Raw genomic sequence first — 25050 nt, forward strand, 5'->3', positions numbered from 1 at the left:
TTTGGGGGCATAGAATCGGCCGTCGGCGCCGTAGAACTACCCTTTGCCGTCCGAATTTCGCGACCGGCCGGACGGCACTTACCCGGAGGATTCGCAATGTCAGCCGTTCATCCGTTCCCACGTCCCGATACTGGCCACACCCTGCGCGTCATCGAGGAAGCCTCGCGCGATGTGTACTGGTGCCATATGCACGCAGATGCCGTACCGGGGCAGAGAGCCTGCTTCTCGACCCAGCTTGTCAACGACATCCTGGCCTACCAGCGCAGTCTGGGGGCACGACTCCAGGCACACGACCCCGATGGCTCCCTGCCCCACATCGTGCTTGCATCGGATGGCGATGCATTCAATCTGGGCGGAGATCTCGATCTGTTCTGCCGACTGATCCGCGCGAATGATCGCCAGGGGCTGCTCGATTACGCGCATCAGTGCGTGCGCGGCGTACATGCATTCCACGACGGCCTGGGCGCGGGTGCACACAGCATTGCCCTGGTGCAGGGCGACGCTTTGGGCGGCGGGTTCGAAGCCGCGCTGAGCTGCCACACGATCGTCGCCGAAGAAGGTGCGCTGATGGGGTTGCCGGAGGTGCTGTTCGATCTGTTCCCCGGCATGGGCGCTTACTCGTTCCTGTGCAAGCGAATTCCGGCGCACAAGGCCGAGAAGCTGATGCTCGAAGGCAACGTCTACACCAGCCAGGAAATGCACAAAATGGGACTGGTGGACGTGCTCGTGCCCAAGGGCGAAGGCGCGCAGGCGGTGGAAGACGTCATCCGTGCCAATCGCCGGATCCCGCACGCACGCGCCGCGATGCACAAGGTTCGTTCTTTCGCTCAGGCAGTGACGCTTGAGGAAATGATGCGTATCACCGAAATCTGGGTCGACACGGCCCTGCAGTTGGGAGACAAATCGCTTAGGACCATGGACCGCCTTGTGCGCGCGCAGACCCGTCGTAGTGGTGCAGCAGCGCAGTAAGGCCTGATCGGCCAAGGGCCGTAGGGGAATCGGGCCCGGCCTTGAGCCGGGCTTGGGCTCGCTGGACAGGCGGGCACTGGGGGCAGGCGGTCAATCCGCCCGGCCGGTATCCCGTTGTTTGCGCTCGTTCTGGCGGGCATCCAGGATGTCCCGTCCTTGCCGCAGCATTTCTTCCATGTCGTCACGACGACGGCGCCACTCACTGGTCAGTTGCCAGTCCGGCAGGCGCATCGTTTCGCCCGCAAGGGCCGCCAATTTCACCAGCCCCAGGTTGCTGGAGACGCCCTTCAACGCATGAGCTTGTTCGCGCGCGCGCTCCCAATCCTTGCCCTCGCCCGCCTCGGTGAGCCCCCGCAGGCAGCCGTCGGCGTCGCGCAGGCATTGGGCAACGAATTCACGCTCGAAACCGGCACCCATGCCAAGGGAATCGAGTTCGTCGAGGACCGAGCTGTCGAAGACGCCTTCCGCACTCGGTGTCGCCGGTTCTTCGCGCACGGCCACCACCGGAGATCCGAGGCGTCCGCTGACCGCGATTTCCGCGAGGGCATCCAGCAGCTTGGCCGGGACGACCGGTTTGGACAGGAAGGCGCGCGCGCCCGCCTGTTGGCAGGCCTGGATGGACTCAGGAGTCACGTCCGCGCTCAGGATCAGGACCGGGGTGCGCATGGGGCTGCCCGCCTGCATCACGCGCAACTGCCGCAAGAGGTCCAGGCCGCTTACGCCGGGCATGTGCAAATCGGCAATCACGGCGTCGTAATCGGATGCCGCGCAGGCCTCCAGCACTTCATCGCCACCTTCGACGCTCGCTACGCGGTGGCCGGCCTTTTCCAACAGCTTCTGCAGCACGTGCCGGTTGGCCGCGTGATCGTCCGCGATCAGCACGGAAAGGCTCCGCACCCGGGCGCGATGCCTCAGGAAGGGGTCGGCGAACGCGATGATGTTCTTCTTCGCCTGGTCCCCGTGGCTGGGGCCTTCAGGTGCCTCTGCAGGCGCTTCCCTGGCGACCACCCCAAACGGCAGCTCCACCCAGAAGCGCGTGCCGCGCTGCTCAGCACTTTCGAAGCCAATGCTCCCCCCCATGGCTTCGGTCAGGCCCTTGGCGATCGTGGTCCCAAGCCCGGTCCCCCCATAGCGCCGGGCCAGGCCGGCATCCGCCTGCTCGAAGGCCTCGAACAGGCGTTGGCGCATCGACTCGGGGATGCCGATGCCGGTGTCGCTGACCGTAAATCGCAGCCGTGCATGTTCGGCGGTCCTCGCGATCTGGATTACATCCAATCTCACCGAGCCCTGATCGGTGAATTTCACGGCATTGCTGACCAGGTTGATCAGCACCTGCCGCAGGTGACCGGAATCGCCTAGCACGCTCTCCGGAACGTCTCTGGCGACGTCGGCCTGGTAATTCAGTTGCTTGGAGCGGATCTGCGGTTGCAGGATCAGGCCGACATTCGCGATCAGGTCGCGTACCGAGAGCTCGGTGATATCGAGCTTGAGCTTGCCTGCTTCGATCGCGGAAATATCCAGCACGTCCTCAACCAGAGCCAGCAGGCTCCGGGTCGATGCCTGGATGGTATTCACGCACTCGCGCTGCTCCGTATCCAGCTTGGTCGTGCCAAGCACTTCGGACATGCCCGCGAGACCATTGAGTGGTGTGCGGAATTCATGGCTCATGTTGGCCAGGAAGCGGCTCTTCGCCTCATTGGCGCGGCGGGCGTCGTCGACCGCGCGGGTCAGCGCCTGCAACAGGGAATCGAAGTACAGCGGCACGGCGCCGAGCCCCAACAGTAGTCCCCAGGCCAGGTAGGGATTTCCGCGCCAATAGGGCGATATCAGGATGACGCCAAGGAACGAAGCCGTAGCCAGGCCCGTTGCGGCACGCAGGTACTCATGGCCATAGCGCATGCCGTTGCCGATGGTCACCCACAGGTATACGGCGTACAGCGGCGAAACCACTTCGCCCTGGATGCACATGATCGCGCCCATGGCCGAATAGTCGGTCACCATCCCGATCCAGCGACGCACCGGCGAAATGCCAGGATGCATCACGATCGCCACGAGCAAGCCCACTGCAATCGAAAGCTCGCCAACGAGGATCAACCACGTCAGCAGCAGCGTGTCATCGTTCTTGAGGAAGAGGTAGCGCCATCCGAGATACGTGATGAACAGCGCAGTGATGACGATGCGGATCAGATCCTGCACATGCTCGCTGTCGGACCGTCCGGAGAGTCGGGTCTTGAGCAATTGCAGGATGTGGCTCATCCGCTTTACTCCGTGCCAGGTCGCTTCGCTATCCGTGAAAAGCGTTGACAGACATCTTCAAGTCGTTCGCGGCTGCGCATCAGGCTATCCACGCAGCGAGGATCGAACAGCCGGCCTCGTTGCGAGTATAGATAACCCAGCGCTGCATCCATGTCCCAAGCTTGCTTGTATGGCCGTGGCGATACCAGCGCATCGAACACGTCGGCGACCGCCACGATCCGGGCCTCGAGCGGGATTTCCTCTCCCACCAGCCCATCAGGATAGCCGCTCCCGTCGAAACGTTCGTGATGCCGCAGCGCGATCACCGCACCGGTCTGGATGAAGCGATTCTGGCTGCCACTGAGCAGCTCGTGGCCGATGCGCGGGTGTTGCCGCATCACCGCGATTTCATCCTCGTTCAACGGGCCGGGCTTGAGCAGGACAGAGTCGGGAATGGCGATCTTGCCGACATCGTGCAGCGGCGCCGCCATCTCGACGATACGCGCCTCTTCTTCCGACATGCCGAGCTGTTCGGCGATCAGCCCGGCGACGTGCGCCATGCGCTCCAGCCACGCGCTGGTGCCGGCATCGCGATATTCGATGGCGCGCGCCAGACGATGCAGCGTCTCGCGTTCGCGCTCTTCCACTTCGTGCATGCTGGCCAGCAGGCGCTGCTCCAGCGACAGTGCCCGCTGCTTTACGTTTTCGGATTGCTGGCGAAGCTGGAGCAGATTCCGGCAACGCGCACGCAGTTCGCGCGGGCGTACCGGCTTGACCAGGAAGTCGATGACGCCAGCGTCTAGCGCAGCCTGCCGTACCGGTTCATCGCCGACGACGGTGACCAGGATGATGGGAATGTCGCGATGCAAGGGCGCACGCCGAAAGCGCCGCGCAAACTCGAGTCCGTCGATGCCCGGCATGCGGTAGTCGAGCAGCAGCAGATCCGGCTGATTCGACTCGCACCAGTCCAGGGCAACGGCAGGTTCGCCGAAGTCGTGCACACGCAATTCGGAGGCAATGTCTTCGATGATGTGGCGCAGCATGGTCCGCGCCGACGTCTGGTCATCGACAATCACGACATCCACGCATCGTCCCCCTTGTGGTCAGCGCCGTCGTCCTGGCGGCTCCATGCAGCATACAGCGCCCCAACCGCAGATGGGCAAGCGCTGCAAATGGCCGGTTTTTTATTTGATTAACGTCTGTGACGGGGCTTCACCCCCGTCCGGCCTCAAGCTTCAGGCCGCATATACGGGAATAGCAGGACATCCCGGATCGATGCCGAGCCCGTCATCAGCATCACCAGTCGGTCGATGCCGATGCCCAGACCACCGGTTGGCGGCAGGCCGACTTCGAGCGCGCGGATGTAGTCGGCGTCGAAGTGCATGGCCTCGTCATCGCCACCCTCCTTCGCTTCGACCTGGGCCTGGAAACGCGCGGCCTGGTCCTCCGGGTCGTTCAGCTCGGAGAACCCGTTGGCCAGCTCCTTGCCGTTGACGAACAGTTCGAAGCGGTCGGTGATGCCCTTTTCGGTGTCGCTTTCGCGCGCCAGCGGCGAGACCTCGACCGGGTAATGGGTGATGAAGGTGGGTTGCTCGAGCTTGCCTTCGACGGTCTTCTCGAAGATCTCCAGCAGCAGCTTGCCCCAGCCGTAGGCGGGCTTCACCTGCACGCCCAGGCGTTGGCAGTGCTTTGCCAGCGCGTCGCGATCCCGACAGTCGGCAACCGTGATCTCCGGATTCTTCTCGCGCACGGCCTCGTCCAGGCGCCAGCGACGGAAGGCCGGGCCGACATCGATCGTGGCGCCGTCCCATTCCATCACGGTGCTGCCGAGCACTTCGCGGGCGACGTCGCGGATCAGGTTTTCGGTCAGGTCCATGACCTCGTTGTACGTGGCATAGGCCTCGTACAACTCGAGCATGGTGAATTCCGGATTGTGACGCGTGGATACGCCTTCGTTGCGGAAGTTGCGGTTGATCTCGTAGACGCGCTCCAGACCGCCTACGGTCAGACGCTTCAGGTACAGCTCCGGCGCCACGCGCAGGAACAGGTCGAGATCGAGTGCGTTGTGATGCGTCTGGAACGGCTTGGCCGCAGCGCCACCGGGGATGTAATGCATCATCGGCGTTTCGACTTCGAGGAAACGACGCGCGTCGAGCCAGGCGCGAATGGCGCGGATGATCCGGGAACGCTTGATGAAGACTTCGCGCGATTCGGGCGAGACGATCAGGTCGACGTAACGCTGGCGGTAGCGCTGCTCGACATCGGCCAGACCATGGAATTTGTCCGGCAGCGGACGCAGCGACTTGGTCAGCAGACGCAGCACATCGGTCTTGACCGAGAGTTCGCCGGTCTTGGTGCGGGTCAGCACGCCTTCGGCAGCGACGATGTCGCCGGCATCCCAGCCCTTGAAGGCGTCGTAGGTGTCGCCCAGCACATTGGCTTGCAGGAACAATTGAAGGCGACCGGATTCGTCCTGGATCTGCACGAAGCTGGCCTTACCCATCACCCGCTTGAGCAGGATGCGACCGGCCACCGCAACGCGATGCGCCTTGGCTTCCAGCGCCTCCGCGGACCACTGCTCCGCATCTGCGTACTGCGCCTGCAGGTCGCCCGCATAGTCGGCGCGGCGGAAGTCGTTGGGGAACGCGATGCCCTGCTCGCGCAGCGCGGCGAGTTTGGCGCGACGCTCGGCGATCAGGAAGTTCTCGTCGGTATGCGTCGGGGTGCTGGGCGTGTCGGTCATGTTGCTTGGCTTCTGCTTGTGATTTTCCGCAGTGAGGCCTCATGACGATGAGGCACTCGACGGGAATCCAGGGTTCTTGTTCTAGCTTGGGTTGGCGGGCTTGTGCCGCCGATGCAGCTTACGCTGCCGACGCGGCTTACGCCGCGTCACTCCGTTGCAGACGCAGCTTACGCCGCGTCACTCCGTTTCGAACCAGCTTCCAGGCCGGCCTTCAGGCTTGCCTCGACGAATTCGTCCAAGTCGCCGTCCAGCACCTTCTGCGTATCGCTGCGTTCGATGCCGGTGCGCAGATCCTTGATGCGGCTCTGGTCGAGCACGTAATTGCGGATCTGGCTGCCCCAGCCAATGTCGGACTTGGTCGCTTCTACCGCGTCGCGCTCGGCGTTGCGCTTCTGGATTTCCAGCTCGTACAGCTTGGCCGCGAGCATCTTCATCGCGTTGTCGCGATTCTGGTGCTGGCTGCGGCCGGTCTGGCATGCCACGACAATTCCGCTCGGGATGTGGGTGATGCGCACCGCCGATTCGGTTTTGTTGACGTGCTGGCCGCCCGCGCCGGACGAGCGATACACGTCGGTCTTGAGGTCGGCCGGGTTGATCTCGATGTCGATGTTGTCGTCGACTTCCGGCGACACGAACACCGAGGTGAAACTGGTGTGGCGGCGGTTGTCGGAATCGAACGGCGACTTGCGCACCAGGCGATGCACGCCGGTTTCGGTCTTGAGCCAGCCGTAGGCGAAGTCGCCCTCGACACGCAGCGTGGCCGACTTGATGCCGGCGACGTCGCCGCCACTGGCCTCCATCAACTCGGTCTTCCAGCCGCGCGATTCGCACCAGCGCAGGTACATGCGCAGCAGGATTTCGGCCCAGTCCTGGGCCTCGGTGCCACCGGCGCCGGCCTGGATGTCGACGAAGGCATTCGTCGAGTCCATCTTGCCGGAGAACATGCGCCGGAATTCGAGCGTCTCGACGTCCTTGGCATAGCGTTCGACGTCATCGACGACCGCCAGCGCGGTGCCTTCGTCGTCCTCCATCTCGGCCAGTTCGAGCAGCTCGTCGGCGCCGACGAGGCCATCGGTGAGGTCACGGATGCCGTTCACGACCTTCTCGAGCTGGGAGCGTTCCCGGCCGAGGGTCTGTGCGTATTCGGCGTTGTTCCAGATATCGGGGCTTTCCAGCTCCCGGTTCACTTCTTCGAGACGTTCGACCTTCTGGTCGTAGTCAAAGATACCCCCTAAGCGAATCCAGCCGGCCACGAAGGTCGGCGATGCGCTGGCGGACGGGATTCAGCTCGATCATTGCTCTGTCGCGAGTGTGGCAAAGAAAGAAATGATAGCAGCCGGACCCCATGGTCCGGCTGCCTGAGGCTGCCTATCTAACCTCGAATTCCCCGACCAGCACCGTCTCGCGGGCATCGGCGAGGCGAAGCGTCACTTTCTGATCGCGCTGGCGCGATGTTCCCCAGCCGGTACTCAGCGTCAGGGTCAGGCTCGTGGCGCCGGTGACTATCTGCTCGCGGTCGCCGAAATAGTTGGCCTCCACCTTGTATTTGCCGGGTTTCGCGTTGCGCAGAACGAATTCCTCCGGGCCATAGCCTCCGGTGAAGTCATCCGAAATCAAGCCGCCCTGGTAGGTCAGTTTGTTGGAGTAGAAGCATTTCTCGCCATTTGGGTCGGTGACCCACAGGTCCATGTCGCTGTTGTCGCTGTCCCAGCCCAGGGCCACACGCAGGTCCAAGGGCAGGTTGCGCAGCAGACGACGATCGATCAGGTGGGTGTCGAGCGGCTGCGAGCTAGTGGCGACGATGGCATTAAGTTCGTTCAACGCGACTAGTTCGACTTCGGCGAAGCGGCCATCCCACTCGCGCGATACGACTTCATACAGATGTCCGATGGCTTCCTGACGCCGGCCAACAGCGGCCAACGCCAGCCCCAGATCGCGGTGACTCTGCGGTTCCTCGTCCGCAAGCTCCAGCACCTGGCGGAACACTCGCACGGCTTGCGGCCAGGCTTCAGCCTGCATCAGGCGGTAGCCCAGCACACGCAGGACGTGGCGGTTTTCCAGCTCCAGCTCGGCGAGGTTGGACAGCACGCGCAATGCTTCGGCGCGACGGCCGCGTTCGAGCAGGATGTCGGCCACATCGAGGTAGAAGGCCGTGCTGGTGGCGTGGCTGTCGCGTTCGTCGAGATACAGCGCGTAGATCTGGTCGGGCTTGGCTGCACGCAGGCGGCGCGCGTAGGGGGAATCGGGCTGCCAGGGTTGCAGCTGGATCCTTGCTCCGTTCTGGGAAGGGGTTCCGGCTTGCATCTCCATCGTAGGCTGCGATGTTTCCATGTCGACGGACCTGATTCGCGAACCGGTGACCACGACGCGATCAAGCGTGGTGCTCTCGCCCGCCGCCGGTGAGGGCGCGGGAGCAGGTGCAGCCGGCGGAGGCGCCTCGACAGCAGCAGCGTCTGCGGCGGCGGCCACTTCCTGCGCTTGCGACCGCGCCCGCGTTACCCGCTTGTCTTGCTCGGGTTGTGGTGGTCGCCCCTTGGGAAACGCCTTCTCCCACCATTCGATGCGTCTGGCAAACAGAGCTGCGACTTCATTCAGATGTTCTGCGCGGGATTGCTCGCCTTCCTCCGTCTGTGACTTGCGAAGCTGTGCGACTTCATCGCGTAGCGCCGCCGGCGCGGGAACGTCGTAACGTACGTAATCGGCCGCGGCGTCGAGAACCAGCAGCGAAGTACCGGGCGTCACCAGGCCAAACTTCTGCCCCAAACGAGTGATCGCTGCACGATGCAACTCCGGCTCGGCGGACAGCGATGCCACGCCCCAGCTCGCCCAGAGTTGGGCCACCTGATCAGCCTCCGGCGCATGGGCTGTGACAGGCACGTCGACGGTGCGTGTTACCCCGCCCTCCTCCAGAGTGACATGCAGCATTGCCGCAGGTTCGCTCAGCCGTCCCGCGACGCGTACCAGGCCCCCGTCAGCGTGCAGCGACTGAGCATAGAGATCACTGATTCCATCGCCGCGCAGGCTGACAATCCGCGGGCCGTCTTCCAGCAAGTCGCCAACGGCTGCATCCAGCGCCGCACGCCCTTGCCAGGCAATGAAGCGACCGCCCGTCGCATCTGTCAGTGCGGTCAGCCGGGCGGCATCGGCCTGCGTGCCAGCCGAACTCAGCGCATAAAGGCGCTGTCCGGCTTCCATCTTGGGAAATGCGTTCTCGCCGTAGTTGTGCAGCCCATCGCTGACCAGCAGGTACTCGCCTATGCCCGCTTGTGGCGACCAGTCCGAAAGATTGCTGGCGCCGTCGAAAACCGTACGTTCAAGCGTCGTGCGAAGACGACTCCAATCCCCGTTTCGAATTTCAAATGTGCCGCCATCTTCGCCAACGTCGCGCAGCAATCGCAGCGAGACGGTGCCATTGCCCATGACACGGAAATAGCGATCCAGCAGCGCGAATTCACTGTCGCGATCGCGCCTTCGGGCCGACGCCGATGCGTCCCACAGCAGGCCGATCCGCGTCGGGATGATCCGCGCGGTGTGCGTCACCGACGGGACCGGAATCTCTGCCATCACGTAACGCTCGCCCTCGAACGACGCCGTGTATGCCTGGGCCGTCTGCGAGACTGGAAAATGAAGCGCCAATGCCGTGCCGACGCGGAACGAGCGTCGCTGCACCTGTGCCTGGTAAACGCCGCGGCGGCGCTTGAAGCTCAGTTCGTCGAAACTGCCGCTTACCCGCGGGGTCGTACGCACTCCCTTTGCCTGCACATCCAGAGCAAAGGATTCAGCACCGGCGAGAATGTCCACAGGCACATCAAGACGCCAGGCATCGCCTTCGCGCCGCATGGCCTCCTGCAGCACCAGGCGGACCTGCCGCGTTCCATGGGGTGGCAGCGGATAGACTCGCAGGCGGAAATGGTTGCCGGCGGTCTGCTCGAGCAGCGCCGGATCGACATTGCGACGCTCGACACTTTCGAAGATCTGCTGTCCTTTGTTCTTCGGCACCGGGACGGCATCGCGCATTACACCGTTCACATCCAGCGCGAAGGCGGCCACCTGCTGTCCCGGTTGCAACGGAAACTGCAGGGCACCCTCGAGGTTGCGTTCGTTGGGGTTGTAGAGCGTAAGCAGAAGTGTGGTGCGAGCCAGGCTGCCGGAGGTTTCGACCGAGACCTGCGCAGACTGCAGGCGCACCGGCGTTTCACCTTTTTCCATGTCTTCGATTTGGACCAGCGGCGAAGCATGCAGATGGGTTTCGGCCTGTTGCGCCGTTACCGGGCTACCCAGAACCAACGCGACACCGAAGACGGCAGTCGCGGACCAAGCCACGAGGCGATGCATGGGTATTCCCTCCCTGACAGTGATTCCCATCCAACGCCTGGAGCGTCGCAAAGGGGTTGGATCGCGTTTGCGTCTGCTCACACCGCTTCGCGGTGGATGACGACCAGTTGCACCGCATCGCCACCGCGGTAGTCGTCCGGCTCCAGTCGATAGGCAATCCGAACGCGGCCGGTTGGAGCCACGCCCTCCCAGCCGCCAAAATGGATGGCATTCAGGCGTTGGCCCGCCTGACTCAGCTCGAGCTTCAGATGTCGCTCGCCGACGACGCGCGAATTCAGTACGTCGAATTCGCCATCGAACTGCGGCTCGGGGAAACCCTGCCCCCACGGTCCGGCGTCGCGCAACATCTCCGCGTGGTGACGGTCGAATTCAGCAGGATCGAGTTCGCCATCGCTGAGGATTTCCGCCTGTAGCAGCTCCGGTGTCAGCCAACGGGCGGCGCACTCGTTGAAGGCCTGTTCGAACGCCGGCAGCGCAGCCAGCGGCAGGGACAGGCCGGCCGCCATGGCGTGGCCGCCAAAACGCTCGATCAGTCCTGGGTGCCTTGCGGCGACGTCCGCCAGCGCATCGCGCATATGGAAGCCCGGAATGGAGCGCGCCGATCCGCGCAGGTGGTCACTGTCGGGCTCAGCGGGTGCGAAAGCGATGACCGGGCGATGCAGGCGCTCCTTCATCTTCGACGCGACCAGACCCACGACGCCCGGATGCCATTGCGCATCGAAGAGGCAGACGGCGGAGCGGGCGTTGTTTTCCAGCGCAACTCCGCGCAACGCGTCTTCGGCCTCGTCGGTCATCTGCTGCTGTACGGCGCGGCGTTCGCCGTTGATGCCGTCCAGGGTTTCGGCGATCGAGCGTGCCTGGTTGAAGTCGTCCGTCAACAGGCACTCGATGCCGAGCGACATGTCTTCCAGACGTCCGGCTGCATTGATGCGCGGCCCGATCGCATAGCCGATGTCGGCGGTGGTGAGTCGGACCGCATCGCGTTTGGAAACCTCGATCAGTGCTCGCAGACCAGCGCAGCCCTGCCCTGCCCGCAGGCGACGAAGGCCTGCGGAAACGAGTGCGCGGTTGTTCGCGTCCAGCGGCACGAGGTCGGCAACGGTGCCGACGGCCACGAGGTCCAGCAACTGCGACAGATCTGGTTCGCGTGCCGTGAAATGTCCCGCTTCACGCAGATGCTTCCGCAGCGCCAGCAGCACATAGAACATCACGCCGACGCCTGCTAGCGTCTTGCTGGGAAAAACGTCGCCGCGCTGGTTGGGGTCGACAATGGCGTCAGCCGGCGGCAACGCATCGCCGGGCAAATGGTGATCGGTAACCAGCACCTGCCAGCCACGCGCCTTCGCCGCGGCGACACCCGCATGGCAGGCGATGCCGTGGTCGACGGTCACCAGCAGGTCGGGCTGCAGGGCTGCGAGTTCCTCGACCAATGATGGCGACAGGCCATAACCGTGCACGATGCGGTTGGGTACCGCATGCGACACCCGCTTCGCGCCGAACATGCGCAGACCACGTACCCCCACTGCGCAGGCGGTTGCACCATCGCAGTCGAAGTCGCCGACTACAACGATGTGCCGGTCTTCGGCGATGGCGCGTGACAGCAACTGCACAGCCGCATCCATGCCGCCCATGAGATCGGGACGCAGCAGGTCGGCAAGCTTCGGTTGCGCCTGCGCGACATCGGTTGCTCCACGCGCCGCGTAGAGCCGTGCGAGTAGCTGGGGGAATCCATCCGGCCAGCCAGTCGCATCGACGACTGTGCGGCGGACCAGTCGTGGCTTTGTCTTCATGCAGCGATCGAATGCAGTGGACGGCGCCAGAAGCGCCAGCGCTGGCTCGCTCGCAGCGTGAACCTTGCACCATCCGCGAAGTCGAGAATGACCGTGTCTACCGCACCTGTACGCAGATCGCGAAGCAACGGTTCGATCCATTGCGCCTGAAGCGGGGTCAGATCCCGACTTCGTCGCAGGTCGAACAGACAGCTGTCTCCCCCCGTGGCCCAGCGCTGCGGCAGCGGTGCAGCATGCGCTTTCGCGGCCGCAGCAAGAGCCTGGAAGGCGTCGTCATCGCTGAAGATCGCGGTGTATGTCGTGGTGATGTGGTCGGGCAGCGTGCTGGCACCCCAGAACCACAGCGAATTCACCGGCGGCTTGCCAGCCGCGGCACGCTTCGCATTGACGGGATGGTTGTGCAGGATCACCTGCGCCTCGCTCAGCAATGCACGCCAGCGGCGGCCTTCGGGGCCGTCCGGCAGGTGCTCGAACAGATCAGCGCCCAAGGCTTCATCCGGATCGTTGAAGGTCGGCAGGCGTGCCTCGCGTGGCAAACGCAGGTACCAGCGCGAAGGCGTCGGCGCATCGATCGGGAAACCGGTATCGCCGAACAACGGACGCAGCGGTCGCAGCAGCTCGTCGACTTCCTCCCGGGTCAACGCTAGCGCCTGGCCATACGCCAACAAGCGGGCACCGTTGATGTCGGGGCGGACATAGGCAGGATCGGCACGAAGCCAGGCGGATGCCAGGGCGTCGCCGGCGTCGCGTTGTCGCGTCACTGCCGCTACGGGCCAGCCGCGCGGCAGGATGTCGAAGCTACGCGCGAGTTGCCCGCCAGTGACGGATTCGCGATCGGCACGCCCTAGCGCCTTCGCCACGTCGCCGGTGAGCCGTTGCCCACCGAAACTGTCACGAGACGGCAGCAGCAGCGTCACCGAGGTCATGGATCAGCCCTGATAGCTGACGCCGACGATTTCGTATTCGCGGGTGCCACCCGGCGCCTCGATGGTGATGGTGTCGCCTTCGTGCTTGCCGATCAGCGCGCGCGCCACCGGCGAGGAGATCGCGATCATGCCCATCTTGATGTCGGCTTCGAGGTCGCCAACGATCTGGTAGGTCTTCTCTTCGTCGGTCTCGGCATCGGCCAATTCGACCGTGGCGCCGAAGACGACGCGCGAGCCGGCGTTGAGCGAGGAGACATCGATCACCTGCGCGTGCGACAGCTCGGCTTCGAGCTGCTTGATGCGGCCTTCGATGAAGCCCTGCTGTTCGCGGGCCGCGTGGTATTCGGCGTTTTCCTTGAGGTCGCCGTGCGCGCGCGCTTCGGCGATCGCCTGGATCACGGCGGGGCGCTTGACCGACTTGAGGTCGTCCAGTTCGGCGCGCAGACGCTGCGCACCTTTCATGGTGATGGGAGCTCGCATTTCTTCTTGTCCGATGCCGGCCGCACGTCCTGCGGCCTCGATAAACCGATTCTGTCTCAGATCGCCCGAATCGTCATCCCAGCCTGGAGCCGGGATGACGCGGGACAAATCAGGCAGCGCCGTTCACTTCCGCGTGAAGTTCCTGCAGCGACCAGACCGGGCCCGTGCCACGGTAGTCCAGCGAATTCACCAGAGCGCGCGCACCCGACACGGTCGTCGAATAGGTCACGCGCTGCTGCAGCGCTTCGCGACGGATCGAGAACGAGTCGTTGATCGCCTGGCGGCCTTCCGTGGTATTGACGATGTAGACGATCTCGCCGTTCTTGATCAGGTCGACGACGTGCGGACGGCCTTCGGCCACCTTGTTGATGCGCTCGCAGGCCAGCCCCTGCTGGGTCAGGAACGCATGGGTGCCTTCGGTGGCCACCAGGGTGTAGCCGCGCTTGACCAGATCCTGGGCCACCGGCAGCACGCGCTGTTTGTCCGGATCGCGCACCGAGATGAAGACCTTGCCGGTCGCCGGCAGTGCCTTGATGCCACCCGCTTCCTGCGCGCGCGCCATCGCGGCGCCGAAGTTGCGGCCGACGCCCATGACTTCACCGGTCGAACGCATTTCCGGGCCGAGGATCGGATCCACGCCCTGGAACTTGGCGAACGGGAAGATCGCTTCCTTGACCGAGTAGTAGTCCGGAATGATTTCCTTGGTCGCGCCCTGCTCCGCCAGCGTCTGGCCGACCATGCAGCGCGCAGCGATCTTCGCCAGCGCCATGCCCGTGGCCTTGGACACGAACGGCACGGTGCGTGAGGCGCGGGGATTCACTTCGATCAGGTAGACGGTGTCGTTACCCTGCTCATCGAAGGTGACCGCGAACTGGGTGTTCATCAGGCCGACGACATTCAGCGCCTTGGCGAGCGCTACGACCTGCGCGCGCAGCTTTTCCTGTACTTCCTTTGACAGCGAATACGGAGGCAGCGAGCAGGACGAGTCGCCCGAGTGCACGCCGGCTTCTTCGATGTGCTCCATCACGCCGCCGATCAGCACGTTGCCGTCCTTGTCGGCGATGACGTCGACGTCGCATTCCACGGCGTTATCGAGGAAGCGGTCGAGCAGCACCGGCGAGTCGTTCGACACCTTCACGGCATCACGGATGTAGCGCGTGAGATCAGCGTCGGAATGGACGACTTCCATTGCGCGGCCACCGAGCACGTAACTCGGGCGCACGACCAGCGGATAGCCGATCTGCGAGGCCAGCAGCAGCGCTTCTTCCGGGTTGCGTGCGGTGCGGTTGAGCGGCTGGGCAAGGCCCAGGTCCTGCACTAGCTTCTGGAAGCGCTCGCGGTCTTCGGCCAGGTCGATCGAATCCGGCGAGGTACCGATGATCGGCACGCCGTTGGCTTCCAGCGCACGCGCGAGCTTGAGCGGGGTCTGGCCGCCGTACTGCACGATCACGCCCTTGGGCTTCTCCAGGTCGCAGATCTCCAGCACGTCTTCCAGCGTCAGCGGCTCGAAGTACAGGCGATCGGAGGTGTCGTAGTCGGTCGACACGGTCTCCGGGTTGCAGTTGACCATGATGGTTTCATAGCCGTCCTCGCGCAGGGCGAGCGCGGCATGCACGCAGCAGTAGTCGAACTCGATGCCCTGGCCGATGCGGTTGGGGCCGCCACCGAGCACGATGATCTTGTTGCGGTCGGTCGGCTGCGCCTCGCACTCGTCCTCGTAGGTCGAATACAGGTAGGCCGTGCTGGTGGCGAACTCGGCCGCGCAGGAGTCCACGCGCTTGTACACCGGACGCACCTTGAGCGCGCGACGCAGCGTGCGCACGGCGGTTTCGTCGGTGGCGGTGAGCTGGGCCAGGCGTGCGTCGGAGAAGCCCATGCGCTTGAGCGCACGCATGCGCTTCGCGTCGAGCGAACCCAAGCCACCCGCGGCAACTTCCTTCTCGACCGCGATGATCTCTTCGATCTGGTCGAGGAACCACGGATCGACGAACGACAGCGCGTGCACGTCCTCGACGCTCATGCCGGCGCGGAAGGCGTCGCCGATATGGAACATGCGTTCCGGACCCGGCTCCTTGAGCTCGCGCTTGAGCGTGGCCAGACCGTCTTCGTTGGCCAGATCCAGGCCGGTGGGGTCGAGACCGACCTTGCCGGTTTCCAGACCACGCAGGGCCTTCTGCAGCGATTCCTGGAAGGTGCGGCCCATCGCCATCACCTCGCCCACCGACTTCATCTGCGTAGTGAGGCGCGCATCGGCCTGCGGGAACTTCTCGAAGGCGAAGCGCGGGATCTTGGTGACGACGTAGTCGATCGTCGGTTCGAACGAAGCCGGCGTTTTGCCGCCGGTGATCTCGTTACGCAGCTCGTCGAGCGTGTAGCCGACGGCCAGCTTGGCCGCGATCTTGGCGATCGGGAAACCGGTGGCCTTCGAAGCCAACGCCGACGAACGCGACACGCGCGGATTCATTTCGATCACGACGACGCGGCCGTTCTTGGCATTGATGCCGAACTGCACGTTGGAGCCGCCCGTGTCGACGCCGATCTTGCGCAACACTGCGATCGAAGCATCGCGCAGGCGCTGGTATTCCTTGTCGGTCAGGGTCTGCGCCGGCGCGACGGTGATCGAGTCGCCGGTGTGCACGCCCATCGCGTCGAAGTTCTCGATCGAACAGACGATGATGCAGTTGTCCGCCTTGTCGCGGACCACTTCCATCTCGAATTCCTTCCAGCCCAGCACCGATTCCTCAACCAGCACTTCGGTGGTCGGCGACAGTTCAAGGCCGCGATTGACGATCTCGATCAGCTCTTCGCGGTTGTAGGCGATACCGCCACCGCTGCCGCCGAGGGTGAACGAGGGACGGATGATGGTCGGGTAACCCACACGGGTCTGGATATCGAGCGCTTCTTCCAGCGTGTGCGCGACTTCGGCCTTCGGGCATTCCAGCCCGATCTCCTTCATTGCGATGCGGAACAGCTCGCGGTCTTCGGCCATGCGGATGGCCTCGCGCGAGGCACCGATCAACTCGACGTTGTACTTCTCCAGCACGCCGTTGTCGGCCAGGTCGAGCGCGCAGTTCAACGCGGTCTGGCCGCCCATGGTCGGCAGCAACGCGTCGGGCTTTTCCTTGGCGATGATCTTCTCGACCGTCTGCCAGTTGATCGGCTCGATGTACACGGCGTCGGCCATGTTCGGGTCGGTCATGATCGTCGCGGGATTGCTGTTGACCAGCACCACGCGGTAACCCTCATCACGCAGGGCCTTGCACGCCTGGGCGCCGGAGTAGTCGAACTCGCAGGCCTGGCCGATCACGATCGGACCGGCGCCGATGATCATTACGGTCTTGATGTCGGTGCGCTTTGGCATGGCTTCCTCAGTAAAGTCGGTCCTGCCACGCGCGGGGCGCGAGCCAGGTGATCTGGTCGGGCGATCGGGCATCGATCGCGCCGTTCTTCACGGCAGCAAGCACGGCCTGCTGCATTGCATTCCAGCTCTCGGCGGTCGCGCCGATGCGCGCGCCGAGCCGGTTGTTGTGCGCATCCATCGCACGTGAGGAGTTCCCTTCCCCATTCCGCTCCATCACCGCGGTCACCCAGTCGACGCAGCGCGGCGACAGCGTGTAGGCGACGATCGCGCTGGCGAGCGAGTGGCGGTACGCGTCCGCCGGGCCGTTACGACCACCCGGCAGATCGGCCTTGAACCACTGCGAGTACGTCGCCGTCAGTACGAATGCGGGATAGGCGCCAAGCAGTACCGCAACAACGAACAACCTGCGCCAGAGGCGCTTGCGGGACGACTTGGCGACTACGGCTTTCACTTCGCCTGTTGCATCAAAGCCACGAAGCGATCGAACAGCGGGCCGACGTCATGCGGGCCCGGGCTCGCTTCTGGATGACCCTGGAAGCTGAAGGCCGGTGCGTCGGTGAGCTCGATGCCTTGATTGCTACCGTCGAACAGCGATCGGTGGGTCACGCGCACGTTGGCGGGCAGCGTCGCTTCATCAACGGCGAAGCCATGGTTCTGCGAAGTGATCATCACGCGGCCGCCGGTCAGGTCCTGCACCGGGTGATTCGCGCCGTGATGGCCGAACTTCATCTTCATCGTCTTCGCGCCGCTGGCGAGGCCGAGCAGCTGGTGGCCGAGGCAGATGCCGAAGGTCGGGATCTTGCGGTCGACGAATTCCTTGATGGCCGCGATCGCGTAGTCGCAGGGCTCCGGATCGCCGGGACCGTTGGACAGGAACACGCCATCCGGATTCATTGCCAGCACGTCGGCCGCCGGGGTCTGCGCCGGCACCACGCTCACGCGGCAGCCGCGTTCGGCGAGCATGCGCAGGATGTTGTGCTTGACGCCGAAGTCGTAGGCCACGACGTGGTGCTTGGCGTCGGCCTGCACGAACACGTTGTTGTCGAGGTCGAGCTGGCCGTCCTTCCACTCGTATGCGGTCGAGGTGGTGACGACCTTCGCCAGATCCATGCCCTTGAGGCCCGGGAACTTGCGCGCCGCTTCCAACGCCTTGTTCACATCGATCTCGCCGGCCATCAGCGCACCGTTCTGGGCGCCGGTGTCGCGCAGCAGGCGGGTCAGCTTGCGGGTGTCAATGTCGGAAATGGCGACGATGCCGCGCTTGGCCAGCCACTCGGGCATCGAGACCTGGCTGCGCCAGTTGCTCGGGCGGCGCGGGACGTTGCGCACGATCAGGCCGGAGGCCCAGACCTGGTTGGCTTCATCGTCCTGGTCGGTCATGCCGGTGTTGCCGACGTGCGGATACGTCAGGGTGACGATCTGGCGGGCATAGGACGGATCCGTGAGGATCTCCTGATAGCCGGTGATGGCGGTGTTGAACACCACCTCGCCGACCGAAAGGCCGGGCGCGCCTGCGGAAATGCCCTCGAAGATCGTGCCATCTTCGAGCGCAAGGATTGCGGGTTGGGTCACTGGGATCGCCTTGGCAGCTGTGGGGACTGATCCCGCGGGCCGGCAGCCCTGATCTGGCGGTTTGGCCAAACTCAGGTTGCAGCAAACCGCGGACACGGGTCAGTACCGGTCCGGCGGGCGGGGTTCAGGCGAGCGAGAATTGTAGCGATGGCGTCATCAATACGCCAGCGCAAATTTGGCATCAGTGCTGGTCAAGCCCGCGTTGCGGGGCTGAAACGCAAGCTTCAGGCGGTAGCGTTTTCCGAAGCCGGGCCGGTCGATGCGGCGCTCTCGTCCCCAGGAGCCGCCGCCTTCAGCTTGCCCATGACCTGATGCATGGCATCGTCGAAAGCCGTATCGCCTTCGCGAAGCTGCAGCCGACCCAGTTTCGCCATGGCCGCCAGCTCCTCCGCCGACGCCACGAGCACGCGGATGCCGCGGCGATTCACAAAAAGCAGACGCGAGGAAATGGGGCTGATCCAGGACACCTTGGCCGGTTCGACCCGGCCGCTTTCGCTGGTCAGCTGCACCCAGGTGCCCACTTCGAGCCCGCGCATGCGCTCGGCCAGGGCCGGGTCGAATTCCAGCTTGTCCTTGCCGGCCACCAGCTGCAGCTCGGAGTCGCCAGATGGCTCGGGGGCCGGCTGAACCGGCGAAACCGGCAGCGCTTCGGCGATCGCGGCAGCGCTCTCACCGGCAGACATACGCTGGAGCGTGCGTTGCAGCGCGGTCAGCACTTCCTCTGCGGCATGGCCGTGGACGCCGGAGCTTTCCAGGATCGACATCAGTGGCGCGCGCGGCAGCTCAGGCAGGCGGTCGTACGGCACCCCCAGTTCCGCGTGATCGAAGCTCACCAGCAGAGAGGTCACTGCATTGACGGCGTCGGCATAGCGCACCGAATCCTTGCCCTCGCGTAGGACGACCTGGGTGAGGTGGTGGGCCGTGTACTGTTTGATGAAGGCATCCAGTGCAGGCGGCAACTCACGGGTGTCTCGGCTGATCGCCAGGTCGACGGAGACGCCTTCGCGCGCCTGCTCCAGCCGCTCCTTGCCACGCTGCGCCTCGGCGGTACGACGCTCGGTCAGCTCGACGCGCTTGCGATGCTGGTCCAGGAAGCCGCGCAGCTCCGCTTCCAGCGTGTCGAAAATGGCAACGTCTTCGTTGAACTCGGCGACAAGACGATCGATGGTTCCATCAACGCGCGCCATCAGCTCGCGTTCCTGCGGGCTCTCGCCGCGATTGCCTTCGCTGGCCTCAGCCACGACGTTCAGCAGGCGGCGCGCCGGATGCGCCTTGTAGAGGAACAGTCGGCGGTCCTTCACCGCCACCTTGATGTAGGGCACCAGCAGGCGGTTGATCTTGGTGCGGACATCCGCCTCGAAATGGCGCTCGTCGAGCAGCACATCGAAAAGCATGCCCACGAGATCGACTGCGTCCTCGTCCACATTGGAGAGCGTCAGATTTTCTCCGCCCATGCCCAGACGGCGCGCACCGGACAGCAGCTCGCGCCGCATCTGCTCGGCCAGGGGTATGCGCGAATCGCCGCCACTCACTTCCTGTGGACGAGGTTGTTCGCGCTGCAGGAGCGAAAGCACCGTCATGACATCCGGAGTGCTCATGCTCGGCACGGTACCGGCTTCCGCCACCCGCGCAGGGTGCATGGCCTGGCGCCAGGACTGAAGCAATCCCAGCAGGCTGGAGAACATTGCCTGTTCGCCGGGTCCGGTCATACCGAACTGGGTCGCTACGGCATTGGCGACGGCAACCGTTGCAGGATCGGCGGCGGCGGCCGCATTTTGTGCGTCGATCGCCTGGCCTGCTGGCGACGGCAGTGGCTCGGCGCGCTTGGTCGGCTTGATGAGCGGAAGGATGCCTGCGGACACCAGGCCCGAGTTAAGGCGGTCGTACAGCGGTGCCAGCGCAGTCGACAGCTCGCGCTCGAAGAACTTGTACAGGACGATGCGTACGCTGGTGTTGACTTCCAGCGTAATCAACGAGCTACCCAGCGCCTCGGTGAGAAATTTGGGACCGACGGGATTGTCGCGTGCACCGAGCATCGGCCGCTCGGTCAGCGCGGCCAGGCGTTTGTCCAGCAATTCCAGGGCCGGCGCATGATAGCGACCAAGGCCGTCGACCACTTGTTCCGAGGCGAGCTGTTCCTCCAGCGCATCGTCGGAGACCAGACTGAGCGAACCCGAATCGACGGCACGGATCGCCATCGGCGGCTCGAGAAGGCGCCGAAACCCGCCCGCGATGGTCTGATCGAAGCGCTGCCCGATCTGGGTGCGTGCGCGGCGCAGATCGCGCAGTGCAGTGAGCTCCACACCTGCGCCGTTCTGGCTGCTATCAAAAAGGTAATCGTCCGCACGCCGCAGAACACGTTCGAGCGCCAGCCCCAACTGCTCCTGGCTGATCCGCTGCATCGCGGTCAGTAGCAGTTGCGGATCGCGGCTTCCTGCCGGGAAAGATTCTCCCTGCATTGTCATGCGTTACCCCCCAATTCAGGAGCCATCCTAGCGACCCTGTCGAACAGCATGGTGACGCAGTTCATGAAGCCGTCCGTTGCCATTCGTCGGCGACCGACGCGAGTTGCGGAACGTGCATTCCATCACACTCCGAACTGTGTCGCCTAGCAGGTTGAATTAGTCCAGCAAGTCACGCAATTGGTACGTCCCGGGTGCCCTTCCGGGCATGCGGGTCGCAGCATGCAGCGCTCCGCGCGCGAAGATGTCGCGGTTGGTGGCGCGGTGCACCAGTTCGATCCGTTCGCCGAGCGTGGTGAACTGGACCAGATGTTCGCCCACGATATCCCCGGCCCGCAATGATGCGTAACGCGGTTGCGCGCCACCTTGCTCCGCGGACGCGCCCAGCGCCAGTGCGGTGCCTGAGGGGGCGTCTTTCTTGTGAACATGATGCGATTCGACGATATCGCAGTCCCAACCGCCAAGGGCCGCGGCGGCACGTTCGACGAGATCGCTCAGCACCGCGACACCCAGGCTGAAATTGGCCGACCACAAGACCGGAATCTCGCCACTCGCGGTTTGCAGCGTTTCCCTTTGTGCTTCCGACAATCCCGTCGTGCCTGAAACCAGCGCCGAGTGCCGGCCGCGACAGACCGCAAGAATGCCGTCGAATCCTTCCGGCAGACTGAAGTCGATGGCAACGTCGAACGCCGGAACGCCGGACAGCTCTTCGACCTTGAATTGCGGGATCCCATCGACTGCGCGGGATTCGATCTTGCGGGAAACGGCTGCGACGACTTCCAGATCGGAACGTTCTGCGGCTAACCGCAGCAGCGCCTGGCCCATGCGGCCGGAAGCGCCGTGAATGAGGATGCGGGTGGGGGTGCTCATGCGCTCAGGCTAACGCGTTGGACCGGACCTGCCCAGTCGCATGTTCATTGCGCTTCGCGATGTGCATCCACAGCGTTAGCTCACATCGCTTGCCTTATGTAGTCGCAAATGCAAAACGGCCCTTGCGGGCCGTCTGCATGCGCTTTTGCGAAAAGCACTCGTGTCACGAAGTCATGCGATCCCAGAAGCCCTTGACCCCGTCGATGAAGGTCGATGAGCGCGGCGAATGCTTGCGTGCGCCGTCGCCCACAAACGTCGCTTCGAATTTCTCCAGCAATTCGCGCTGCTCGGCGGTGAGATTCACCGGCGTTTCCACGACGACGCGGCAATACAGGTCTCCCGGTGCGCGACTGCGTACCGACTTCACGCCACGATCACGCAGGCGGAACTGCCTGCCAGTCTGGGTTTCAGCCGGAATACGCAGCTCCACATCGCCTTCGAGCGTGGGCACGCGCACGCTATCGCCCAGGGCCGCCTGCGAGATACGGATCGGCACGTCGCAATGCAGGTCATCGCCGTCGCGCTCGAAGATCTCGTGCGGTCGCACGCGGACTTCGACATAGAGATCGCCCGGAGACGCGCCGGCCGGGCCGGCTTCGCCCTCGCCCGCCAGGCGGATGCGGTCGCCGTTGTCGACGCCGGCGGGAATCTTGACCTGCAGCCGTTTGGTGCGTTCGACCCGGCCTTGACCGTGGCAATCGCCGCATGGATTCGCGATGGTCTTGCCACGGCCTCCGCAATGCGGACAGGTCTGCTGCATCGAGAAGATGCCGCGCTGGAAACGGACCTGACCGTGCCCATGGCACGTGTCGCACTTCTCCAGCTTGCCGTCCGCCGAACCGCTGCCCTTGCAAGTCTCGCACTCGTCGAGCGTGGGAATCTCGATCTGCTTCTCGACGCCACCGACGGCCTCCTCCAGCGACAGCTCCATCACATAGCCGATATCGGCGCCGCGACGCGGGCCGCGCGCACCGGCGCCGCCACCGAAGATGTTGCCGAAGATGTCGCCGAAGATGTCGCCCATGTCGGCGTACGCGCCAGCACCGCCACCGCCGCCGCCCATCCCGTGCTCGAACGCGGCATGGCCGTGCTGGTCGTACATGCGGCGCTTGGGAGCATCGGAGAGCACTTCATAGGCCTCCTTGCACTCCTTGAACGAAGCCTCCGCGGCGTGGTCGCCCGGATTGCGATCCGGGTGGTATTTCATCGCGCAGCGACGGTAGGCCTTCTTCAGGTCTTCATCGCTGGCGTCGCGGGCCACGCCCAGGGTTTCGTAGTAGTCGCGCTTGCTCATCGGTGCTGCCGTCGTTCCCCAGTGCTTCCAAACACCGACGGGCAGACCTTGGCCTGCCCGTCGTTTTTCTCAATGCCTACTCGCGTCGGCCTCAGGACTTCTTGTCGTCCTTGACCTCGGTGAACTCGGCGTCGACCACATCATCCGACGACGAGCCACCCGCGGTGCCGGCACCCATGTCTGGACCCGGCTGGCCGCCGGAAGCGGCCGCGAACAGCGATTGTGCGGCTTCTTCCAGCGCCTTCGACTTGGCTTCGATCTGAGCCTTGTCGTCGCCGCGCATCGCGGTTTCGAGTTCGGCGATCGCGCCTTCGGCACGGCCGATCGCATCGCCCGGCACCTTGTCGCCGTGTTCCTTGATCGCGCTGCGTGCGGCGTGAATCAGGCCGTCCGCGTGGTTGCGGGCCTGCACCAGTTCGTGGAACTTCTTGTCCTCTTCGCGGTGCGCTTCGGCGTCCTGCACCATCTTTGCGATCTCGTCCTCGGACAGACCCGAACCGGCCTTGATCTCGACCTTCTGTTCCTTGCCGGTCTTCTTGTCCTTGGCGGTCACGTGGACGATGCCGTTGGCGTCGATGTCGAAGGACACCTCAACCTGCGGCATGCCGCGCGGCGACGGCTCGATGCCGGAAAGGTCGAAGCGGGCCAGCGACTTGTTGTAGCGGGCCTGTTCGCGCTCACCCTGCAACACGTGCACGGTCACGGCGGACTGGTTGTCCTCGGCGGTCGAGAAGACCTGCGAAGCCTTGGTCGGCACCGTGGTGTTCTTCTCGATGATCTTGGTGAACACGCCGCCCAGGGTCTCGATGCCCAGCGACAGCGGGGTCACGTCGAGCAGCAGCACGTCCTTGACGTCGCCCTGCAGCACGCCGCCCTGGATTGCGGCGCCGACAGCGACGGCTTCGTCCGGGTTGACGTCCTTGCGCGGCTCCTTGCCGAAGAAGTCGGTCACCGCCTGCTGCACCTTCGGCATGCGGGTCTGGCCGCCGACGAGGATGACCTCGGCGATGTCGGACGCGCGCAGGCCGGCGTCGTTCAGCGCGACGCGGCAGGGTTCGATGGTCTTCTTGACCAGGTCGTCGACCAGCGCTTCAAGCTTGGCGCGGGTCAGCTTGATGTTGAGGTGCTTCGGACCGGAGGCGTCGGCCGTCACGTACGGCAGGTTGACTTCGGTCTGCTGCGACGAGGACAGCTCGATCTTGGCGCGCTCGGCTGCGTCCTTCAGGCGTTGCAGCGCCAGCGGGTCCTTGCGCAGGTCGATGCCCTGGTCCTTGTTGAATTCGTCGACGAGGTAGTCGATGACGCGCTTGTCGAAGTCTTCGCCGCCCAGGAACGTGTCGCCGTTGGTCGACAGCACTTCGACCTGCATCTCGCCGTCGACGGAAGCGATCTCGATGATCGACACGTCGAAGGTACCGCCGCCGAGGTCGTACACGGCCACCTTGCGGTCGCCGCCCTTCTTGTCCATGCCGTAGGCCAGCGCGGCCGCGGTCGGCTCGTTGATGATGCGCTTGACGTCGAGACCGGCGATCTTGCCGGCGTCCTTGGTTGCCTGGCGCTGGCTGTCGTTGAAGTAGGCCGGCACGGTGATGACGGCTTCGGTGACGGTCTCGCCCAGATAGGCTTCGGCCGTCTTCTTCATCTTGGCCAGCACTTCGGCCGAGATCTGCTGCGGCGCCATCTTCTTGCCTTCGGCGGTCGACACCCAGGCGTCGCCGTTTTCATGCTGGGTGATGGTGTACGGGACCAGGCCGATGTCCTTCTGCACTTCCGCGTCGGTGAACTTGCGGCCGATCAGGCGCTTCACCGCGTAGAAGGTGTTCTTCGGGTTGGTCACGGCCTGGCGCTTGGCCGAGGCGCCGACCAGCACTTCGCTGTCCTTGGTGAAAGCCACGATCGACGGCGTGGTGCGATCGCCTTCGGCATTCTCGATGACGCGAGCCTTGCCGCCTTCCATGATCGCCACGCACGAGTTGGTCGTGCCCAGGTCGATACCGATGATCTTTGCCATGG

The 25050-nt window shown here is 64.3% G+C and carries 16 protein-coding genes; 1 reads left to right on the plus strand and 15 read right to left on the minus strand.

Features of this window, described 5'->3' with window-relative positions; genetic code table 11:
* Positions 1–96 precede the first annotated feature (96 nt).
* The gene (locus tag ACYVGK_RS07540) at positions 97–969 is read left to right on the plus strand and encodes a crotonase/enoyl-CoA hydratase family protein (RefSeq protein WP_460732747.1); all 873 of its coding nucleotides are present in this window, start codon (positions 97–99) and stop codon (positions 967–969) included.
* Between the two features lie 90 nt (positions 970–1059).
* Here ACYVGK_RS07540 and ACYVGK_RS07545 read toward each other — a convergent pair whose 3' ends face one another.
* The 15 genes from ACYVGK_RS07545 to dnaK form a co-directional block, all read right to left on the minus strand.
* Positions 1060–3225: an ATP-binding protein gene (locus ACYVGK_RS07545; RefSeq protein WP_460732748.1), complete on the minus strand. Its 2166-nt coding sequence runs from the start codon at positions 3223–3225 to the stop codon at positions 1060–1062.
* Positions 3226–3230: 5 nt separating this feature from the next.
* Positions 3231–4289 (minus strand): cyclic di-GMP phosphodiesterase response regulator RpfG, encoded by a 1059-nt coding sequence (rpfG, locus tag ACYVGK_RS07550; RefSeq protein ID WP_460732749.1) that lies wholly within the window; start codon positions 4287–4289, stop codon positions 3231–3233.
* 143 nt (positions 4290–4432) lie between these two features.
* Entirely contained in the window at positions 4433–5947 is a 1515-nt protein-coding gene (lysS, locus tag ACYVGK_RS07555) for a lysine--tRNA ligase (RefSeq protein ID WP_460732750.1), read from the minus strand.
* A 167-nt stretch (positions 5948–6114) separates the two neighbouring features.
* Positions 6115–7243 (minus strand): peptide chain release factor 2 gene (prfB, locus tag ACYVGK_RS07560; RefSeq protein WP_460732751.1). Its coding sequence is split into 2 segments (ribosomal slippage): positions 6115–7167 and positions 7169–7243, totalling 1128 coding nucleotides; the frame shifts between segments, so codons are not numbered across the junction.
* 72 nt (positions 7244–7315) lie between these two features.
* Positions 7316–10282, minus strand: coding sequence for a VIT domain-containing protein (locus ACYVGK_RS07565; protein ID WP_460732752.1), 2967 nt, complete (start codon positions 10280–10282; stop codon positions 7316–7318).
* A gap of 77 nt (positions 10283–10359) precedes the next feature.
* Entirely contained in the window at positions 10360–12072 is a 1713-nt protein-coding gene (gene recJ, locus ACYVGK_RS07570; protein ID WP_460732753.1) for a single-stranded-DNA-specific exonuclease RecJ, read from the minus strand.
* On the minus strand, positions 12069–12998 hold the full coding sequence (locus ACYVGK_RS07575) for a phosphoglycerate mutase (RefSeq protein ID WP_460732754.1): 930 nt from the start codon (positions 12996–12998) through the stop codon (positions 12069–12071). The genes recJ and ACYVGK_RS07575 overlap by 4 nt, the downstream gene beginning before the upstream one ends.
* Positions 12999–13001: 3 nt before the next feature.
* Positions 13002–13478, minus strand: a complete 477-nt coding sequence (gene greA, locus ACYVGK_RS07580) for a transcription elongation factor GreA (protein WP_460732755.1) — start codon at positions 13476–13478, stop codon at positions 13002–13004.
* Positions 13479–13587: 109 nt separating this feature from the next.
* A complete protein-coding gene (carB, locus tag ACYVGK_RS07585; RefSeq protein WP_460732756.1) occupies positions 13588–16839 on the minus strand; it encodes a carbamoyl-phosphate synthase large subunit in 3252 nt (1083 codons plus the stop codon).
* A gap of 7 nt (positions 16840–16846) precedes the next feature.
* Positions 16847–17242: a DUF6973 domain-containing protein gene (locus ACYVGK_RS07590; RefSeq protein WP_460733441.1), complete on the minus strand. Its 396-nt coding sequence runs from the start codon at positions 17240–17242 to the stop codon at positions 16847–16849.
* 44 nt (positions 17243–17286) lie between these two features.
* Positions 17287–18411: a glutamine-hydrolyzing carbamoyl-phosphate synthase small subunit gene (gene carA / locus ACYVGK_RS07595; protein WP_460732757.1), complete on the minus strand. Its 1125-nt coding sequence runs from the start codon at positions 18409–18411 to the stop codon at positions 17287–17289.
* 224 nt (positions 18412–18635) lie between these two features.
* On the minus strand, positions 18636–20876 hold the full coding sequence (locus ACYVGK_RS07600) for a DUF1631 family protein (RefSeq protein WP_460732758.1): 2241 nt from the start codon (positions 20874–20876) through the stop codon (positions 18636–18638).
* A 156-nt stretch (positions 20877–21032) separates the two neighbouring features.
* Positions 21033–21743, minus strand: coding sequence for a 4-hydroxy-tetrahydrodipicolinate reductase (dapB, locus tag ACYVGK_RS07605; RefSeq protein WP_460732759.1), 711 nt, complete (start codon positions 21741–21743; stop codon positions 21033–21035).
* 163 nt (positions 21744–21906) lie between these two features.
* On the minus strand, positions 21907–23037 hold the full coding sequence (gene dnaJ / locus ACYVGK_RS07610; protein WP_460732760.1) for a molecular chaperone DnaJ: 1131 nt from the start codon (positions 23035–23037) through the stop codon (positions 21907–21909).
* A 91-nt stretch (positions 23038–23128) separates the two neighbouring features.
* Positions 23129–25048, minus strand: a complete 1920-nt coding sequence (gene dnaK, locus ACYVGK_RS07615; RefSeq protein ID WP_460732761.1) for a molecular chaperone DnaK — start codon at positions 25046–25048, stop codon at positions 23129–23131.
* Positions 25049–25050: the final 2 nt, after the last annotated feature.

It is taken from the genome of Lysobacter tyrosinilyticus (genome assembly GCF_054779815.1).

What these genes read in the sequence shown, in the direction of transcription:
- ACYVGK_RS07540 (WP_460732747.1), top strand. Translation starts at nt 97, where the DNA reads ATGTCAGCCGTTCATCCGTTCCCACGTCCCGATACTGGCCACACCCTG.
- ACYVGK_RS07545 (WP_460732748.1), bottom strand. Translation starts at nt 3,225, where the DNA reads ATGAGCCACATCCTGCAATTGCTCAAGACCCGACTCTCCGGACGGTCC.
- lysS (WP_460732750.1), bottom strand. Translation starts at nt 5,947, where the DNA reads ATGACCGACACGCCCAGCACCCCGACGCATACCGACGAGAACTTCCTG.
- ACYVGK_RS07565 (WP_460732752.1), bottom strand. Translation starts at nt 10,282, where the DNA reads ATGCATCGCCTCGTGGCTTGGTCCGCGACTGCCGTCTTCGGTGTCGCG.
- recJ (WP_460732753.1), bottom strand. Translation starts at nt 12,072, where the DNA reads ATGAAGACAAAGCCACGACTGGTCCGCCGCACAGTCGTCGATGCGACT.
- ACYVGK_RS07575 (WP_460732754.1), bottom strand. Translation starts at nt 12,998, where the DNA reads ATGACCTCGGTGACGCTGCTGCTGCCGTCTCGTGACAGTTTCGGTGGG.
- greA (WP_460732755.1), bottom strand. Translation starts at nt 13,478, where the DNA reads ATGCGAGCTCCCATCACCATGAAAGGTGCGCAGCGTCTGCGCGCCGAA.
- carB (WP_460732756.1), bottom strand. Translation starts at nt 16,839, where the DNA reads ATGCCAAAGCGCACCGACATCAAGACCGTAATGATCATCGGCGCCGGT.
- ACYVGK_RS07600 (WP_460732758.1), bottom strand. Translation starts at nt 20,876, where the DNA reads ATGACAATGCAGGGAGAATCTTTCCCGGCAGGAAGCCGCGATCCGCAA.
- dapB (WP_460732759.1), bottom strand. Translation starts at nt 21,743, where the DNA reads ATGAGCACCCCCACCCGCATCCTCATTCACGGCGCTTCCGGCCGCATG.
- dnaJ (WP_460732760.1), bottom strand. Translation starts at nt 23,037, where the DNA reads ATGAGCAAGCGCGACTACTACGAAACCCTGGGCGTGGCCCGCGACGCC.
- dnaK (WP_460732761.1), bottom strand. Translation starts at nt 25,048, where the DNA reads ATGGCAAAGATCATCGGTATCGACCTGGGCACGACCAACTCGTGCGTG.